Origin of the sequence: Microbacterium esteraromaticum (assembly GCF_016907315.1) — a bacterium.
In the GTDB taxonomy this organism is placed as follows: Bacteria; Actinomycetota; Actinomycetes; order Actinomycetales; family Microbacteriaceae; genus Microbacterium; species Microbacterium esteraromaticum.
On record NZ_JAFBBS010000001.1, the window covers coordinates 2,998,714 to 3,015,061 of the forward strand.

The window sequence follows — 16,348 nt, forward strand, 5'->3', positions numbered from 1 at the left end:
TCAGGGGTGATCGGGGGCCGCGGCCTTCTGGGCCGCTCGCAGAGTCGCCGTGGCGGCGCGCACGTCGTCCTCCGCCCTGCGCAGCGCGAACTCGGGCAGTGTGTCGGCACCGAAGCGCTCAGCCACCCTGTCGCTCTGCTCACGATGCGACACCGTGATGAGTGAACTCGCGAGCAGGATCACCTGCGTCGACAGGTTCAGCCAGAGCAGCAGCGCCAGCAGCGAGGCGAAGGAGGCGAGCAGGGGGTTGGACTTCGCGCCGCCGACGAACAGGCCTGACAGCTCCTGCAGCACCAGCAGTCCGGCCGCGCCGACGAGTGCACCGCCCCAGAGGGCCCCGCCCGAGGCGCGTACGCCCGACAGCATCCGGTACACGGCGGCGATCAGAAGTGCATCGAGGGCGAACACGATGACCAGAGAGAGAAGCCGCACCGTCCAGAACACAGCGGGGGAGTCGTCAGGCACGCCGAAGAGCCCTGCCATCCAGCTCACGACCGCATCACCGGCGAACGTGAGCGCGGCCGCGCCGACGAAGCCGCCGCCGATGATCAGCGCGAGCAGGATGCTGCGCAGCAGCACCAGCCACCACGCCACGTCGGTCGATTCTGTGCCGGCGATCGTGCGGACGGCGTTGCGCATCGACCCGATGGCGCCCAGCGCCGAGCCGATGAGGCCGACGAGCGAGATCACACCGGCCACGGACAGCCCGGCCGGGGCGGTGATCTCGTCGAGGTCGATGAGACCCTTCTCCTGGTCGGTGCTGACGAGCCCTGGCACAGCCGAGTCCACCGCCGAGACCACGGCTGTCCAGGCGACCGCGTCCTGCGACAGCCACAGGGCGGCCGCGGAGAATCCGAGCAGCACTGCGGCGAAGACGCTGAACAGGGCTCGATATGTCACGGCGTCGGCGAGCATCGGGCCGCGCCTGCCGGTGTACAGCAGTGCGGCGCGGACGATCCGGAACCGCAGCAGCCTCCGGATGACGTCCGCGGACGTCCGTGCGAACCATCCCTGCTGCGCCGGGTGCGTGGTCGAATCTGCTTCTGAACTCATCGGCCTCTCCATCCTCTCCACACTATTCAGCACATCGGAATGTGAGCAGGGGTTGACGCGGAGGTGTCTTAGAATCAGGGGCGACGTCGCCGACACGGCGAGACCCCGTGACCCGATTGGTGCTGCGTGCATTCCGCTGATTCCCCTCCCGCCCCCGGATGGCTGTCCGTTCCCGACGACGCCAACGACCTGGTCGAGGCGGTGTGGCCGCAGTCCGCAGAGCGCGATGCCTCTGGCGAGCTGCGCATCGGCGGTGTCGGGGTCGGGGAGCTCGCCCGCACCTACGGCACGCCGCTGCAGGTTATCGACGAGAACGAGGTGCGTCGCCGTGCGTCGGTGCTGCGCGCCGCGTTCGACCGGGCGGCGACCGCGCACGGCACGTCGGCCCGCGTCTACTATGCGGGCAAGGCGCTGCTGACCACGTCGATCGTGCGGTGGGTTCTCGACGAGGGACTGAACGTCGATGTCTGCACCGGTGGCGAGCTCGAGGTGGCGCTCGCCGGGGGAGCGGATGCCGGAAGGCTGGGCTTCCACGGCAACAACAAGTCGGTCGCCGAGCTCGAGCGTGCGGTGCAGGTCGGTGTCGGCACGATCATCATCGACAGCGTCATCGAGATCGAGCGTCTCGCGGCGATCGTCTCGCGCACGGGGGCATCGCAGAGAGTCATGCTGCGCGTCAACAGCGGCGTGCACGCCGAGACCCACGACTTCCTGGCGACGGCGCATGAGGATCAGAAGTTCGGCTTCCCGCTCGACCATGCGGCTGCTGCCGTCACGCGCATCCGTGAGGTGGACGGTCTCGTCTTCACCGGTCTGCACTGCCACATCGGCTCGCAGATCTTCGGCGTGGCCGGTTTCCGAGAGTCCGCGTCGCGCGTGCTCGATCTGCACCAGCAACTGCTCGAGGGCGGTGAGATCCCTCAGCTGAACCTCGGCGGCGGCTTCGGCATCGCGTACACCCGTGTCGACGACCCCACGCCGATCGCCGACCTCGCCGAGGCGATCGTGTCGACGGTCGCCGAGGGCTGCGCGGCGCGCGGCATCCCGCTGCCGGACCTGTCGTTCGAACCCGGCAGGGCGATCGTCGGCAACGCCGGCGTCACCCTCTACGAGATCGGCACCACGAAAGACGTGACCCTCGACAGCGCGGTGCGACGCTACGTCAGCGTCGACGGCGGCATGAGCGACAACGCCCGTCCTGCGCTCTACGGCGCGCAGTACTCGGCGCGACTGGCCTCTCGAACCGGTACGGGTGAGCCCGTGCTCGTCCGCGTCGTCGGCAAGCACTGCGAATCGGGTGACATCGTGGTCGATCACGAGTACCTGCCCGCCGACGTCACTCCCGGTGACCTGCTCGCCGTCGCCGCGACCGGCGCCTATTGCGCGCCGCTGTCGAGCAATTACAACCACGTGCCCCGCCCGCCCATCGTCGCCGTCGCCGACGGCGTCTCGAGGGTCATCGTCCGCGGCGAGTCCATCGCCGACCTGCTCGCGCGCGACGCGGGCATCTCGCAGTGACCGGCCTTCTCGGCCAGAACTTCCCTACCCGACGTGCTGAGGAGCGCAGATGACTGACTACCGACGACTTCGCGTTGCGCTGCTGGGAGCCGGAGCCGTTGGCTCTCAGGTGGCGTCGCTGCTGCTGCGTCACGGCGACGAGCTCGCCGACCGCGCCGGCGCCCGCCTCGAGCTCGCCGGGATCGCCGTGCGCGATGTCGACGCGCCGCGTGACGTCGACCTTCCTCGTGAGCTGTTCACGACGGATGCCGAGACGCTGATCACCGGTGCCGACATCGTCATCGAGCTGATGGGGGGCATCGAGCCCGCGCGCTCGCACATCCTGCTGGGTCTCGGCTCGGGCGCGGATGTGGTGACGGCGAACAAGGCGCTGCTCGCCACCCGCGGTCCCGAGATCTTCGACGCGGCGAGCCGCGTTGGAGCGTCGGTGTACTACGAGGCGGCCGCCGCGGGCGCCATCCCGATCATCCGTCCGCTGCGGGACTCGCTGGCCGGCGACCGGGTCGTGCGGATCATGGGCATCGTCAACGGCACCACTAACTACATCCTCGACCGCATGGACGGCGAGGGCGCCGACTTCGCCGACGTGCTCGCCGATGCGCAGCGTCTCGGCTACGCCGAGGCCGACCCCACCGCCGACGTCGAGGGCTACGACGCGGCGCAGAAGGCAGCGATCCTGGCATCGCTCGCGTTCCACACCGCGGTGCCGCTCGAGGCCGTGCACCGCGAGGGCATCACCACGATCACGGCCGACATGATCGAGGAAGCGCGCGAAGCCGGTTTCGTCATCAAGCTGCTCGCGGTGTGCGAGCGTCTCGGAAACGGCGGCGACGAGTCGATCTCGGTGCGCGTGTATCCGGCGCTCGTGCCGAGGGACCACCCGCTCGGCGCTGTGCACGGAGCCAACAACGCGGTGTTCGTCGAGGCAGAGGCCGCCGGCTCGCTGATGTTCTACGGTGCGGGCGCCGGTGGGGTGCAGACTGCGTCCGCCGTTCTGGGCGACGTCGTATCGGCAGCGCGGCGCCACATCGCGGGCGGCACCGGCGTCGGCGAGTCGACGCGCGCGAACCTGCCCGTCGTCTCGATCGGGCACGTGCTCACCCGCTACCAGATCACCCTCGAGGTGGCGGACGAAGCGGGTGTGCTCGCCACGATCGCGGGTCTTCTCAGCGACGGCGACGTCTCGGTGGCGACCCTCGTGCAGACCGTCATCCCCGCAGAGGACGGAGCCGACGGCGAGACCGCTCGGCTCATCATCGGCACGCACCGCGCGACCGATGATGCGCTGAGCGCTGCGGTCGATCGTCTCGCGGCGAGCGACGTCGTCGAGCGCGTGGTGTCGGTGCTTCGCGTCGAGGGGGAGTGACGTGGGAGTGACCCTGGTACCGGCTGAGCCGGTCACCGGCGAGGCACCGCTCGTCGACGGGGCGGTGCGCACGGTCATGGTCACCGTGCCGGCGACCAGCGCCAACCTGGGGCCCGGCTTCGACACGCTCGGTCTGGCTCTGAGCGTCTATGACACGCTCACGGCGTCATCGTTCGACGACGACCGCCTCGTGATCGACGTCGCCGGGTCCGGCGCAGACGAGATCCCCACCGACGCCAGCAACCTCGTGGTCAGGTCGATCGCGCACGTGTACGCGGACGCCGGCCGTCGGATGCCCGGTCTGCACCTGCACGCCGAGAACGGCGTGCCGCACGGTCGCGGACTCGGGTCGTCGGGCGCGGCCGTGACGGCGGGCATCCTCATCGCGAAGGGGCTGCTCGCGGGCGATGTCGACCTCGACGATGAGACCCTGCTGCGCCTTGCGACCGAGCTCGAGGGCCATCCCGACAATGTGGCGCCGGCCCTGTTCGGCGGACTCACGATCGCCTGGACAGGGGAGCGCGGGCCGCAGCACAAGAAGCTGCTCGTGCATCGCGGCGTCGCTCCGCTGGTCTTCGTCCCCGGATTCACCATGTCGACCTCGCTGGCCCGCTCGCTGCAGCCACCGCAGGTCTCACGTGAGGACGCCGTCTTCAATGTGTCGCGCTCGGCCCTGCTGATCGCCGCGCTCACGCAGAGCCCCGAGCTGCTGCTCGACGCGACCGACGACCGGCTTCATCAGGACTACCGCGGCCCCGCGATGCCCGAAACGCTCCGCCTGGTGCAGGCGCTGCGCGCAGAGGGCTTCGCCGCCGTCGTATCGGGCGCAGGCCCCAGCGTTCTCGTGCTGGCAGACGGCCCCGGTGCACGACAGCGCGCGGTGGAGGTCGCGGATGCTGTGACGGACACTCCGTGGCAGGCGCACATGCTCGCCGTTGACGTGCAGGGTGGTACAGTGAGGGAACGAGCGGAGGGCACCACGTAACTTCGTGATTCTCGCCCTATCGCAATTCTGCGAAGTCCGCACGCGATCCCCAGGAACATCCAGGTACTGGCTGGCAGGCGCTCTGCGTCGGCGCGTGTGATGCACGCGGCATCCGCTGCGTGCTCGTCGGACTGCTCGTCTTCCCACGACATATGAGGGAGTACTCGTGGAGAACCTCTCCGAGACCCAGAACGACACCACGGCTACCGAATCGGTGGCGACCCAGGCTGCGGCACCGGTGCGCAAGCGCGCGCCGCGTCGCGCCACCACAGCCTCCGCTGCGGCCGCCACCGAGGCGTCCGTGGCCGAGACGCCCGCCGCGTCGTCTTCGGACGCTGCTCCCGCTGAGGAGCAGCCGAAGGCCAAGACCCCGCGCCGTACGCGCGCCAAGAAGGCCGACGCCGAGACGCTCGACCTGCCGGTCGCCGACGCTCCGGCCGAGGCCGCACCGGCGACGCCCGCCGCAGAGAAGTCCGACGACGCCGAGGCGCCGGCGAAGCCTGCGCGCAAGCGCGCCGCTCGCCCCAAGAAGGCGGATGCCGATGCTGCGACTGCGGTGGATGCGGACGGTGCCGCCGAGGCTCCCGCTGCTGACGCCGGTGCCGCCGCAGGCAAGAAGGAGAAGGGCAGCAGCGACGAGCAGTCGGCAGAGGCCCCCTCCGAGCCCGCGAAGCGTCCCGCACGTGGCCGCCGCGGTGCCAAGGCCGCCGAGAACGAGGCTCAGGCTGAGGCGACTGCCGACTCTGCACAGAGCGAGCAGGCGCAGGCATCGGCCGATCAGAGCAACGGCGAGGGCGAGACCGACGGCGAGGGCTCGGGCCGCAGCCGCAGCCGGAGCCGCAGCCGCAGCCGTGGTCGTGGAGGCAACGCCCAGAACGGCCAGAGCGCCAACGGACAGAACGGCGGGTCGCAGAGCGGCAGCGGTCAGAACGACCGTCAGAACGACTCCGACGACGATGGCGGTTCGGGCCGCGGGCGTCAGCGCGGCAGCAAGCGCCGCGGCGGCGCCAACGCGACATCCGACGAGTTCGAGACCGAGATCGGCGAGGATGATGTGCTCATCCCCGTCGCGGGCATCCTCGACGTCCTCGAGAACTACGCCTTCGTGCGCACCACCGGCTACCTCGCGGGCTCCAGCGATGTGTACGTCTCGCTCGGGCAGGTCAAGAAGTACAACCTGCGCAAGGGCGATGCCGTCGTCGGTGCGATCAAGCAGCCTCGCGAGGGCGAGCAGCAGGGGCGTCAGAAGTACAACGCGCTGGTGAAGGTCGACTCGATCAACGGCCTCTCTCCCGACGACGCCGCGAACCGCGTCGAGTTCGGCAAGCTGACGCCGCTGTACCCTCAGGAGCGCCTGCGGCTCGAGACCGCTCCCGAGAAGCTGACCCAGCGGATCATCGACCTGGTCGCCCCGATCGGCAAGGGCCAGCGCGGACTGATCGTCGCACCGCCCAAGGCGGGCAAGACGATCGTCCTGCAGCAGATCGCCAACGCGATCGCTCAGAACAACCCCGAGGTGCACCTCATGGTCGTGCTCGTCGACGAGCGCCCCGAAGAGGTCACCGACATGCAGCGCACGGTCAAGGGCGAGGTCATCGCCTCGACCTTCGATCGCCCGGCGGAAGACCACACGACGGTCGCGGAACTCGCCATCGAGCGGGCCAAGCGCCTGGTCGAGCTGGGCCGTGACGTCGTGGTGCTGCTCGACTCGATCACCAGACTGGGACGCGCGTACAACATCTCCACCCCCGCGTCGGGCCGTGTGCTCACCGGAGGCGTGGACGCCGCGGCGCTCTACCCGCCCAAGCGCTTCTTCGGCGCTGCCCGCAACATCGAGAACGGCGGCTCGTTGACCATTCTCGCTACCGCTCTCGTCGAGACCGGCTCGAAGATGGACGAGGTGATCTTCGAGGAGTTCAAGGGCACCGGCAACAGCGAGCTGCGTCTGTCTCGTCAGCTCGCCGACAAGCGCATCTTCCCGGCGGTCGACGTGAACGCGTCCAGCACGCGCCGCGAGGAGATGCTGCTCTCGGCAGACGAGGTCAAGATCACGTGGAAGCTGCGGCGCGCCCTTGCGGGCCTCGACCCGCAGCAGGCGCTCGAGGTCGTTCTGGGCAAGCTCAAGGAGACCGGCTCCAACGTCGAGTTCCTCTTCCAGATGCAGAAGTCGGTGCCGACGCCGGGCTCGAACGGCGGCTCGCACGCCCACGAGAACAGCATCCGCTGATCCACCGCTGAGCGGAGCAGAGGCGTGTTCGATTCGGTCCGGGCCCTCATCGAGGAGCATCGCCGGGTGCAGGAGGAGCTCTCCGACCCGGCGGTGCACGCCGATGCCGCTCGCGCCAAGCGCGTGAATCGGCGCTATGCGGAGCTGAACCGCATCGTGGCCGCTCATGAGGCATGGACGGCCGCATCCGACGACCTCGAGGCGGCCCGTGAGCTCGCCAGGGAGGACGACGCGTTCGCCGACGAGGTGCCTGTTCTCGAGGAGGGGCTGCGTGTCGCTCAAGAGAAGCTGCGCCGCCTGCTGATCCCTCGCGATCCCGATGACGCGCGTGACGTGATCATGGAGATCAAGGCGGGGGAGGGCGGGGCCGAGTCGGCGCTGTTCGCCGCCGACCTGCTGCGCATGTACGTGCAGTACGCCGCCTCAAAGGGCTGGAAGACCGAGCTGCTGGAACGCAACGAGTCCGATCTGGGTGGCTACAAGGACGTGCAGGTCGCGATCAAGGGGTCATCGACCGATCCGTCTCAGGGCGTCTGGGCGCACCTGAAGTACGAAGGCGGAGTGCATCGCGTTCAGCGCGTTCCCGCGACCGAATCGCAGGGCCGTATCCACACCTCGACGACGGGTGTCCTCGTCTTCCCCGAGGTCGACGAGCCGGAGGAGATCCAGATCGATCAGAACGATCTGAAGATCGACGTATATCGCTCGTCCGGCCCCGGCGGCCAGTCGGTCAACACGACCGACTCGGCGGTGCGCATCACGCACGTGCCCACGGGGATCGTCGTGTCGATGCAGAACGAGAAGTCGCAGCTCCAGAACCGCGAGGCGGCCATGCGCGTGCTCCGCGCGCGGCTGCTCGCCAAGCAGCAGGAGGAGCTCGACGCCGCAGCATCCGACGCCCGTCGATCGCAGATCCGCGGCATGGACCGCTCCGAGCGCATCCGCACCTACAACTTCCCCGAGAACCGCATCGCGGATCATCGCACCGGCTACAAGGCGTACAACCTCGATCAGGTGATGGACGGGGCTCTCGAGCCCATCATCGAGTCAGCGATCCACGCTGACGAGGACGCCCGCCTGGCGGCCCTTGGCGGCGACGACTCGTGAGTGCGAACGGACGCGACCGGATGCTGATCCGCGACGCCACCGCTGCCGACTGGCCTCAGATATTCCCGTTCTTCGCCGCCATCGTCGAAGACGGCGAGACGTACGCCTACCCGGACGGCCTCAGCTCCGAGCAGGCGTCGGCGCTCTGGATGGAGCAGGCTCCCGCCCGCACGGTCGTCGCCGTGCTCGACGGGCGCGTCGTCGGGTCGGCGAAGATGGGTCCGAACCGCCCCGGCCGAGGCTCGCATGTCGGCACCGCGTCCTTCATGGTCGACCCGTCCGTGCGCGGAGCGGGTGTAGGCACGGCGCTGGCACGCCACATGATCGACTGGCACCGCGCCCAGGGATTCTCGGCCATCCAGTTCAACGCTGTGGTCGAGACCAACACCGGCGCGGTGCGCCTCTGGCAGTCGCTCGGCTTCGAGATCATAGGCACCGTGCCGGCAGCGTTCGTCTCGCGCAGGCACGGCCTGGTCGGCCTGCACGTGATGCATCTCGCTCTCTGACCCCCGCACAGCAGGGCTTTCGCCGATCTCAGATCACGTAGTCGGCCGCGGTGAGCAGAGCGCGTGAGTCATCGCTCTCGGTGCGCCGGCGGGGCTTCGCCGGCACGCCAACCAGAATGCTGTCGGCCGGAGAATCCTTCGTCACGACGGCATTCGCGCCGACCACGGAACGCGCGCCGATGCGCACGGGACCGAGGATCTTCGCACCGGCACCCACGGACACGCCGTCCTCGAGGGTCGGGTGCCGCTTGCCGTGATCGCGCGTGCGACCGCCGAGCGTGACTCCGTGATAGAGCATCACATCATCGCCGATCTCAGCGGTCTCGCCGATCACCACGCCCATGCCGTGGTCGATGAAGAAGCGCCGCCCGATCCGCGCACCGGGGTGGATCTCGATGCCGGTGAGCCAGCGGGTCACCTGCGATCCCATCCTCGCTACGAAGCGCAGGTCACGTCGCCACAGAGCGTGCCAGAGCCGGTGGCTCCACACGGCGTGCAATCCCGGGTACAGCAGAGCCACCTCCACCCCGCTGCGGGCGGCGGGGTCGCGGCGGCGCGCAGCGGCGAGGTCTTCGCGGACCCGGGAGAAGATGCGCACGGCGGGGATCAGTCCTCGCGCAGGTCTTCGAACAGCGCGGTGCTGATGTAGCGCTCGCCCGTGTCGGGGGCGATGACGACGATCGTCTTGCCGGCGTTCTCGGGGCGGGCGGCGACCTTGAGCGCCTGCGCCACAGCGGCACCGCATGAGATTCCGACCAGCATGCCCTCCTTGGCGGCCAGCGCCCTCGCGGTCGCGATGGACTCGTCGAACTCGGCGGTGATGATCTCGTCGATCACGTCGCGGTCGAGCACGGGAGGAACGAAGTTCGGGCCGATGCCCTGGATCTTCGCGGGTCCAGTGCGTCCCTCGGAGAGCAGGGGGGAGTCCTTCGGCTCGACGGCGATGACCTTGATGCCGGGAATGGCAGCCTTCAGCGCCTGGCCGGTGCCGGTGACGGTGCCGCCGGTGCCGACGCCTGCGACGAAGATGTCGACGTCGCCATCGGTGTCGCGGAGGATCTCCTGCGCGGTGGTGTCACGGTGGATCTGCGGGTTCGCGGCGTTCTCGAACTGACGCGCCCACACGGCGCCTGGGGTGCTCTCGATGATCTCCTTGAGAGTCTCGATCGCGCCGCTCATGCCCTTCGTGGGATCGGAGAGCACGAGCTCGGCACCGAATGCCTTGAGCAGAACCCGTCGTTCCTTCGACATCGACGCGGGCATCGTCAGGATGACGCGGTAGCCGCGCGCGGCGCCGACCATCGCCAGCGCGATGCCGGTGTTGCCGCTGGTCGCCTCGACGATCGTTCCGCCCGGCTTGAGCTCGCCCGATGCCTCGGCGGCATCGACGATCGCGATCCCGATGCGGTCCTTCACGCTGGACGCCGGGTTGAACGACTCGAGCTTGACGAGCACGGTGGCATCGATGCCCTCGGTCAGGTGGTTCAGTCGCACGAGCGGAGTGTTGCCGAAGGTGCTCGTGATGTCGTTGTGGATGCCGGTCATGACAGACCTTTCGTATGCGGGGTTCAGCGAGATCAGCCTACGGTGCGGGCCTCGTCTGATGACGGAATGTGACCGCATCCGCCAACCGCCTACGCTGAGAGGATGCCCATCCTCATCTCAGCGCAGCTGCGCGCCGTCGCGCAGCGGCTGGCGGACGCCGGCGTCCCGGATCCGCTCGTCGATGCCGAGCTGCTGATCGGGTACGTGCTCGGACGGGGGCGCGGCGAGCTGCAGGCTGCCGTCGTCCGTGGCGATGAGATGGCCGATCCGGATGCCGAGCGGCTGGCATCACTCGTCGACCGCCGTGCCGCTCGTGAACCGCTGCAGCATCTGACCGGGCGCGCCGCGTTCCGTCACCTCGAGCTCGCCGTCGGACCTGGCGTCTTCGTCCCGCGGCCCGAGACGGAGACGGTCGTGCAGTTCGCGATCGACGCGCTCCTGGAGAGCGCTTCGCCCGCACCGACCGCGATCGATCTCGGAACGGGCAGCGGGGCCATCGCCCTCGCGATGGCGACAGAGGTGCCGCATGCGCGCGTGCACGCCGTCGAGCGCTCCGCCGAGGCCCACGCCTGGGCGGCTCGCAACGTGCGGGGGGTCGAGAACCTGACCCTCGTGCACGGTGACCTCGCGACAGCGTTCGACGAGCTGCGGGGCGCGGTCGACGTCGTCATCTCCAACCCTCCGTATGTGCCTGACGCGGCGATCCCCCGCGATCCCGAGGTGCGTCTGCACGATCCGGCGCAGGCGCTGTACGGCGGCGCCGACGGGCTGGACGTCGTCCGTGTGATCAGCCGCCGCGCGCAGGAGCTGCTGCACTCCGGCGGCCTCCTGGTGCTCGAGCACGGTGAACTCCAGGGCGCGGCCATCCGGGACATCCTGAGCGCAGACGGCTGGTGCGCAGCGGCGACGCACCAGGACCTCACTCGACGCGACCGCGCGACGACCGCGCTGCGCGCCTGACACGCCTGCCGGGCCGCGCCCTGCCAGGTGGTCACAGGGCTGACCGACGTAGACTGGGCATGCCATGTCAACTGTCTTCGATTGCCGCGACGATTCTCAGATCCTCGCCGGCATGCGCCACGCCCGCCAGGCCATCGCCCGCGGTGAGCTCATCGTGCTTCCCACCGACACCGTGTACGGCATCGCCGCCGACGCCTTCTCGCCGGCTGCGGTGCAGCGGCTGCTGGATGCGAAGGGCCGCGGGCGCGACATGCCGCCGCCCGTGCTGGTGGCAGGCCCGGACGTGCTCGCAGCACTCGTCGAGGAGGTGCCCGCGGCGGTGCAGAAGCTCGTCGACGCGTTCTGGCCAGGCGGACTCACGATCGTCCTGCCCGCTCAGCCGTCGTTGACCTGGGACCTCGGCGAGACCAAGGGCACCGTCGCCGTGCGGATGCCCGACCGTCGCGTCGCCCTGGAGCTGCTCGCCGAGACCGGCCCGCTCGCCGTGTCGAGCGCCAATCTCACGGGTCGCGACGCGGCGATCATCGCCTCTGACGCTCAGGAGATGCTCGGCGACAGCGTCGCGGTCTACCTCGAGGAGGGCTATAGCGAGAACGGCATCCCGTCGACGATCGTCGACGCCACCTCGCTCGTAGCGACGCCCGAGGGCGAGGTTCCGGTGGTGCGCATCCTGCGTGAGGGTGCTGTCAGCCGCGAGCAACTGGCCGAGGTGCTCGGAGACCTGCTCGAGCCGGAGGAGGAGCCCGCCGAGGTCGATGAGAGCCCGGTCGACGAAGAGTGAAGCAGTACCTGTTCACGATCATCCTGACGGCGGCGATCACCTTCGCGCTGTCCTGGGCGGTGTGGCGCCTGAGCCTGAGGTTCAAGCTCTACCCTGGCATCCGTGAACGCGATGTGCACAAGACCCCGACACCGCGCCTGGGCGGGGTGGCGATGTTCATCGGCATCGCCGCCGCGATCCTGATATCGGCCGCCAACCCCTTCTTCGAGCGCATGTGGTCACCGCCGAACACCCTGTGGGCGATCCTCGCCGCGGCGCTGCTGATCGCGGTGGTCGGAGTCGTCGATGATCTGATCGATCTCGACTGGATGATCAAGCTCGCCGCACAGTTCCTCGCGGCCGGCATCATCTCGGTCGGGGGAGGGCTGCAGATCCTGTCCCTGCCCGTCGGCGACATGATCCTCGTGTCGAGCTGGGTGAGCATCTCGATCACCATGTTCGCGATCGTGGTTGTGATGAACGCGGTGAACTTCATCGACGGGCTCGACGGTCTCGTCGCCGGGGTGTGCCTGATCGCCAACGGCGTGTTCTTCGTGTACGCGTACATCCTGACCCGCGACTCCGGCGCCACGAGCTACTTCAACCTCGCGACGTTCCTCGCCGCCGTGCTCATCGGCGCCTGCCTCGGATTCCTTCCGCTGAACTGGAGCCCGGCGAAGCTGTTCATGGGGGATTCCGGTGCGCTCGTGCTCGGTCTCCTGATGGCGACGTCGACGATCGCGCTCACCACCCAGGGCGATGTGAACGCCTTCGATCCCGAGCGCTTCGGCCGCTCCCAGCTTCTGGGAGCATTCATCCCGATCGTCCTGCCACTGGTGATCGTGATGCTCCCGCTGCTCGACTTCGGTCTCGCCGTCTTCCGTCGTATGCGCGCCGGCAAGTCGCCCTTCTCACCGGACCGCAAGCATCTGCATCATCGGATGCTCGATCTCGGACACCGTCATCGCGATGCGGTGCTGATCTTCTACGCATGGAGTGCGGTCATCTCGCTGACCGTGCTGCTGATGTACATCGCCGGCCGCCAGGACTGGCCTGGCGGCTACTTCGCCGCTATCGCGTTCGGGGTCGTCGGCATCATCGCGTGCCTCATCGTCACGCGCACACCGCCGCGAGCCCGCCTGGCATCCACCTCCGCGTCCAGCCTGGACGAATCCGACTCCGAACCGCACAGGGAGCCCTGATGACCCCGAGCCCCGTCTCGAGCACACCCATTCTGCGCCGCACGCTCGCGTGGTCCGCAGGAGCCGCCCTCGTACTCGCCCTGGCCGCAGCAGGGATCGGATATGCCGTCGACGGCATGAGCGGGATGTGGAGCGGGCTGATCGGCGTGCTTCTCGCATTCCTGTTCCTCGGGATCACGGCGGGCAGCATCCTGTTCGCCAATCGCTGGTTCGGCGATCCGATCTATGTGCAGCTGTTCTTCGCGATCGTCCTGGGCGGCTGGCTGCTCAAGCTCGGTGTCTTCCTCGTGGTGATGATCATCCTCGGCGGGCAGCCGTGGATCTCGCCCATGGTGTTCTTCCTGTCGATCGTGGCCGGCGTCGTGCTCTCCCTCGTGGTCGACATGATCGTGCTCATGCGCATGCGCCTGCCCAATGTCAGCGACATCGACCTCCCGACCACCAATCCGGAGGACGAGCCCGACGTCGATGGCCGGCAGGGCCGCGCCGCGGCGGATGGCGACCGCTGAATCTGGTAGTGTTTACCCGTGCCCGCCGCTCGTCTCGCGAGCGCTTGCGCTGATGCACACCGTCCCTCGTCGCCCCGGTTCCGACCGGTGACCCGAAGCTGGAGCCCGCGCTTTTGAATCCCGTTGCGACCCTGACCGTTCGTCCGATCGCCGGTGACGGTGAATTCCACGGCCCCTCGATGGACGAGTTCTTCCCGGAGATCCTGTTCAACGCGTTCGGCGTCGTGCCGATGCACCGCATCCACCTCATCCAGCTGCTCTCGGTGATCGCCGTCGTGCTGATCATGTGGCTCGGAACCCGTCGCATGACGGTCGTGCCCGGACGGTTCCAGAGCCTCGTCGAGATGGGCATCGGCTTCGTGCGCAACGGCATCGGCCACGACCTGCTCGGACGCAAGGACGGCGAGCGGTTCGCGCCGCTGCTCGTGACCATGTTCTTCATGATCCTGTTCATGAACATCACGGGCATCATCCCGTTCCTCAACATGCCGGGCACCGCGATCATCGCCGTGCCTCTCACGCTGGCCATCATCAGCTACGTGACCTTCATCTACGCCGGCATGAAGAAGAGCCCGCTCGGGTTCTGGAAGAACTCGCTCTTCCCCGCCGGAGTGCCGTGGCCCGTCTACATCATCGTCACCCCGCTGGAGTTCATCTCCACCTTCATCATCCGCCCGGTGACGCTCACCCTCCGTCTGATGATGAACCTCGTCGTCGGTCACATGATCCTCGTGCTCTGCTTCGCAGCAACGCACTTCTTCTTCTTCACCGCAGGTGGCGGCTGGGCGGCGCTCGGCGTCGGCACCCTCGCCTTCGGCGGCGCCTTCACTCTCTTCGAGATCCTGGTCGTCGTCCTGCAGTCGTACGTCTTCACCGTCCTCACCGCGATCTACATCCAGCTCGCGGTCGCAGAAGAGCACTGAGCGGGTCGGCAACTGCCGTCCCACCCAACGAAAGGAAAAACCCGTGGACGCTACTACGGTTCTCGCTGAAATCAACGGTCACATCGGTGCAGTCGGCTACGGCCTCGCCGCCATCGGACCGGCCATCGGCGTGGGCATCGTCGTCGGCAAGACCATCGAGGGTGTCGCCCGTCAGCCCGAGCTGGCCGGTCGTCTCCAGGTCCTCATGTGGATCGGTATCGCCTTCACCGAGGCGCTTGCGTTCGTCGGCATCGCCGTCGCATTCATCCCCTTCCCGTAATCCGCACCGACTTCTGAAGGAGACAGGATGCTGAACGCTCTTGTCACGAACCTCGCGGCGGCGGAGACCGAGGCGCAGAACCCGCTCATCCCCGCGTGGTACGACATCATCTGGTCGGGCCTGTGGTTCCTCATCATCCTCATCGTGGTGTGGAAGGTCGCCCTTCCTCGCCTGACCGCGATCCTCGACGAGCGCTCGGCCGCCATCGAAGGCAACATCGCCAAGGCTGATGAGGCCCAGAAGCAGGCTGAGGCAGCGCTGGAGGAGTACACCCGCCAGCTCGCCGAGGCACGCACCGAGGCCGGTGAGATCCGCGAGGCCGCCCGTGAGGACGGCAAGAAGATCGTGACCGAGGCCAAGGAGACGGCGGTCGCCGAGGCGAACCGCATCACCGCGGCTGCTCACACGCAGATCGAGGCGGAGCGCCAGGCGGCGTTCGTCTCGCTGCGCAGCGAGGTCGGCACGCTCGCGATCGACCTGGCCGGCGGCGTCGTGGGGGAGACCCTCAGCGATGACGCTCGTGCGACGGCGGTCGTGGACCGCTTCCTCGCCGACCTCGAGAAGGCCAAGTAATGGGCAGCGCGACCACTCAGGCACTCGCGGCATCGACGGACGCGCTTGCCGCAGCGTCGGGCCTGAACCTCGACAGCGCGGCCGAGCTCTTCGCTTCGGCTCGCGCCATCGGGGAGTCGGCCCAGCTGAGCGGCGCGCTCGCCGATCCCGCGGCTCCGGCTGAGGCGCGCAGCGCGCTCGTCTCAGCTGTGTTCGCCGGTGTCTCGGCTCCGGTGCGCTCGCTGCTGACCACGGTCGCCGCACAGCGCTGGTCGTCGGTGTCCGATCTGATCGACGGTGTCGAGGAGCTCGCCATCCGTGCGGCCGCGAAGGCGGCCCCCGGTGACGACATCGCGGGTGAGCTCTTCGGCTTCTCGCGCGTCGTCGCGGCGAACCCCGAGCTCGAGCTCGCTCTCGGCAGCCGCCTCGGCGGTGCGTCGGCGAAGGGCGATCTGGTCGAGAAGGTGCTCGGCGGCTCCGCGTCGCCCGCGACAGTCCTGGTCGCCTCGTCGCTGGTGCGCATGCCGCGCGAGCGTCGCGTGCGTCAGGTGCTGAGCCGTGCGACCGACATCGTCGCCGCACAGGCCGGCCGCGCGGTGGCGACGGTGTACACCGCGACCGCTCTCTCCGCTGCTCAGGAGACGCGCCTGCGCGATGCGCTGGCACGTCGCTATGGCGGCGAGATCTCCATCAACCAGGTGATCGACGCGACCGTCGTCGGGGGCCTGCGCGTGCAGATCGCCGATGATGTCATCGACGGCAGCATCTCCGCCCGACTCGCCGACCTTCGCCAGAAGCTCGCGAGCTGAACAACTTGACGCGGGGAACCGCGCCCACCCAGACACACAAAGGGAA

General features: G+C 68.5%; 17 protein-coding genes. 14 read left to right on the forward strand and 3 right to left on the reverse strand.

The genetic code is table 11. The features are described 5' to 3' along the window. Nucleotides 1-1,053: a YihY/virulence factor BrkB family protein gene (locus JOE67_RS14245; protein ID WP_204976180.1), complete on the reverse strand. Its 1,053-nt coding sequence runs from the start codon at nucleotides 1,051-1,053 to the stop codon at nucleotides 1-3. Between the two features lie 126 nt (nucleotides 1,054-1,179). Here JOE67_RS14245 and lysA point away from each other — a divergent pair, with 126 nt between their 5' ends. The 6 genes from lysA to JOE67_RS14275 all read left to right on the forward strand — a co-directional run bounded on the left by lysA (nucleotide 1,180) and on the right by JOE67_RS14275 (nucleotide 8,762). Next, a complete protein-coding gene (gene lysA / locus JOE67_RS14250; protein ID WP_204976181.1) occupies nucleotides 1,180-2,571 on the forward strand; it encodes a diaminopimelate decarboxylase in 1,392 nt (463 codons plus the stop codon). 49 nt (nucleotides 2,572-2,620) lie between these two features. Further along, nucleotides 2,621-3,937 carry a homoserine dehydrogenase gene (locus JOE67_RS14255; protein WP_204976182.1) on the forward strand — a complete coding sequence of 439 codons (1,317 nt, stop codon included), beginning with the start codon at nucleotides 2,621-2,623 and terminating at the stop codon, nucleotides 3,935-3,937. A gap of 76 nt (nucleotides 3,938-4,013) precedes the next feature. After that, nucleotides 4,014-4,922 (forward strand): homoserine kinase, encoded by a 909-nt coding sequence (thrB, locus tag JOE67_RS14260; protein ID WP_204977100.1) that lies wholly within the window; start codon nucleotides 4,014-4,016, stop codon nucleotides 4,920-4,922. A gap of 166 nt (nucleotides 4,923-5,088) precedes the next feature. After that, a complete protein-coding gene (rho, locus tag JOE67_RS14265; protein WP_204976183.1) occupies nucleotides 5,089-7,149 on the forward strand; it encodes a transcription termination factor Rho in 2,061 nt (686 codons plus the stop codon). A gap of 24 nt (nucleotides 7,150-7,173) precedes the next feature. Beyond that, nucleotides 7,174-8,256, forward strand: coding sequence for a peptide chain release factor 1 (gene prfA / locus JOE67_RS14270; protein ID WP_204976184.1), 1,083 nt, complete (start codon nucleotides 7,174-7,176; stop codon nucleotides 8,254-8,256). Continuing rightward, nucleotides 8,253-8,762 (forward strand): GNAT family N-acetyltransferase, encoded by a 510-nt coding sequence (locus JOE67_RS14275; RefSeq protein ID WP_338041621.1) that lies wholly within the window; start codon nucleotides 8,253-8,255, stop codon nucleotides 8,760-8,762. The genes prfA and JOE67_RS14275 overlap by 4 nt, the downstream gene beginning before the upstream one ends. Nucleotides 8,763-8,790: 28 nt before the next feature. Here JOE67_RS14275 and epsC read toward each other — a convergent pair whose 3' ends face one another. Next, entirely contained in the window at nucleotides 8,791-9,360 is a 570-nt protein-coding gene (gene epsC, locus JOE67_RS14280; protein ID WP_204976185.1) for a serine O-acetyltransferase EpsC, read from the reverse strand. Between the two features lie 8 nt (nucleotides 9,361-9,368). Then, complete coding sequence (gene cysK, locus JOE67_RS14285) at nucleotides 9,369-10,307, reverse strand: cysteine synthase A (protein ID WP_204976186.1); 939 nt, start codon at nucleotides 10,305-10,307, stop codon at nucleotides 9,369-9,371. 102 nt (nucleotides 10,308-10,409) lie between these two features. Here cysK and prmC point away from each other — a divergent pair, with 102 nt between their 5' ends. From prmC to JOE67_RS14325, 8 genes are all read left to right on the forward strand, one after another. Beyond that, entirely contained in the window at nucleotides 10,410-11,267 is an 858-nt protein-coding gene (gene prmC / locus JOE67_RS14290) for a peptide chain release factor N(5)-glutamine methyltransferase (protein WP_204976187.1), read from the forward strand. A 64-nt stretch (nucleotides 11,268-11,331) separates the two neighbouring features. Next, on the forward strand, nucleotides 11,332-12,048 hold the full coding sequence (locus JOE67_RS14295; RefSeq protein WP_204976188.1) for an L-threonylcarbamoyladenylate synthase: 717 nt from the start codon (nucleotides 11,332-11,334) through the stop codon (nucleotides 12,046-12,048). Beyond that, nucleotides 12,045-13,229: an MraY family glycosyltransferase gene (locus JOE67_RS14300; RefSeq protein ID WP_204976189.1), complete on the forward strand. Its 1,185-nt coding sequence runs from the start codon at nucleotides 12,045-12,047 to the stop codon at nucleotides 13,227-13,229. The genes JOE67_RS14295 and JOE67_RS14300 overlap by 4 nt, the downstream gene beginning before the upstream one ends. Next, nucleotides 13,229-13,738, forward strand: coding sequence for a Cg1360 family ATP-synthase-associated protein (locus tag JOE67_RS14305; protein WP_204976190.1), 510 nt, complete (start codon nucleotides 13,229-13,231; stop codon nucleotides 13,736-13,738). Before JOE67_RS14300 ends, JOE67_RS14305 begins: the two co-directional genes overlap by 1 nt. 179 nt (nucleotides 13,739-13,917) lie before the next feature. Beyond that, entirely contained in the window at nucleotides 13,918-14,661 is a 744-nt protein-coding gene (atpB, locus tag JOE67_RS14310) for a F0F1 ATP synthase subunit A (RefSeq protein WP_204976191.1), read from the forward strand. A gap of 43 nt (nucleotides 14,662-14,704) precedes the next feature. After that, nucleotides 14,705-14,941 (forward strand): ATP synthase F0 subunit C, encoded by a 237-nt coding sequence (gene atpE, locus JOE67_RS14315; RefSeq protein ID WP_071642243.1) that lies wholly within the window; start codon nucleotides 14,705-14,707, stop codon nucleotides 14,939-14,941. A 27-nt stretch (nucleotides 14,942-14,968) separates the two neighbouring features. Further along, entirely contained in the window at nucleotides 14,969-15,514 is a 546-nt protein-coding gene (locus tag JOE67_RS14320) for a F0F1 ATP synthase subunit B (RefSeq protein ID WP_182252890.1), read from the forward strand. Further along, nucleotides 15,514-16,302: a F0F1 ATP synthase subunit delta gene (locus tag JOE67_RS14325; protein WP_204976192.1), complete on the forward strand. Its 789-nt coding sequence runs from the start codon at nucleotides 15,514-15,516 to the stop codon at nucleotides 16,300-16,302. The genes JOE67_RS14320 and JOE67_RS14325 overlap by 1 nt, the downstream gene beginning before the upstream one ends. The last annotated feature ends 46 nt before the right edge of the window (nucleotides 16,303-16,348 follow it).

What these genes read in the sequence shown, in the direction of transcription:
- JOE67_RS14325 (WP_204976192.1), top strand. Translation starts at nt 15,514, where the DNA reads ATGGGCAGCGCGACCACTCAGGCACTCGCGGCATCGACGGACGCGCTT.
- cysK (WP_204976186.1), bottom strand. Translation starts at nt 10,307, where the DNA reads ATGACCGGCATCCACAACGACATCACGAGCACCTTCGGCAACACTCCG.
- JOE67_RS14295 (WP_204976188.1), top strand. Translation starts at nt 11,332, where the DNA reads ATGTCAACTGTCTTCGATTGCCGCGACGATTCTCAGATCCTCGCCGGC.
- JOE67_RS14305 (WP_204976190.1), top strand. Translation starts at nt 13,229, where the DNA reads ATGACCCCGAGCCCCGTCTCGAGCACACCCATTCTGCGCCGCACGCTC.
- JOE67_RS14320 (WP_182252890.1), top strand. Translation starts at nt 14,969, where the DNA reads ATGCTGAACGCTCTTGTCACGAACCTCGCGGCGGCGGAGACCGAGGCG.
- atpB (WP_204976191.1), top strand. Translation starts at nt 13,918, where the DNA reads ATGGACGAGTTCTTCCCGGAGATCCTGTTCAACGCGTTCGGCGTCGTG.
- prmC (WP_204976187.1), top strand. Translation starts at nt 10,410, where the DNA reads ATGCCCATCCTCATCTCAGCGCAGCTGCGCGCCGTCGCGCAGCGGCTG.
- thrB (WP_204977100.1), top strand. Translation starts at nt 4,014, where the DNA reads ATGGTCACCGTGCCGGCGACCAGCGCCAACCTGGGGCCCGGCTTCGAC.
- JOE67_RS14245 (WP_204976180.1), bottom strand. Translation starts at nt 1,053, where the DNA reads ATGAGTTCAGAAGCAGATTCGACCACGCACCCGGCGCAGCAGGGATGG.
- JOE67_RS14255 (WP_204976182.1), top strand. Translation starts at nt 2,621, where the DNA reads ATGACTGACTACCGACGACTTCGCGTTGCGCTGCTGGGAGCCGGAGCC.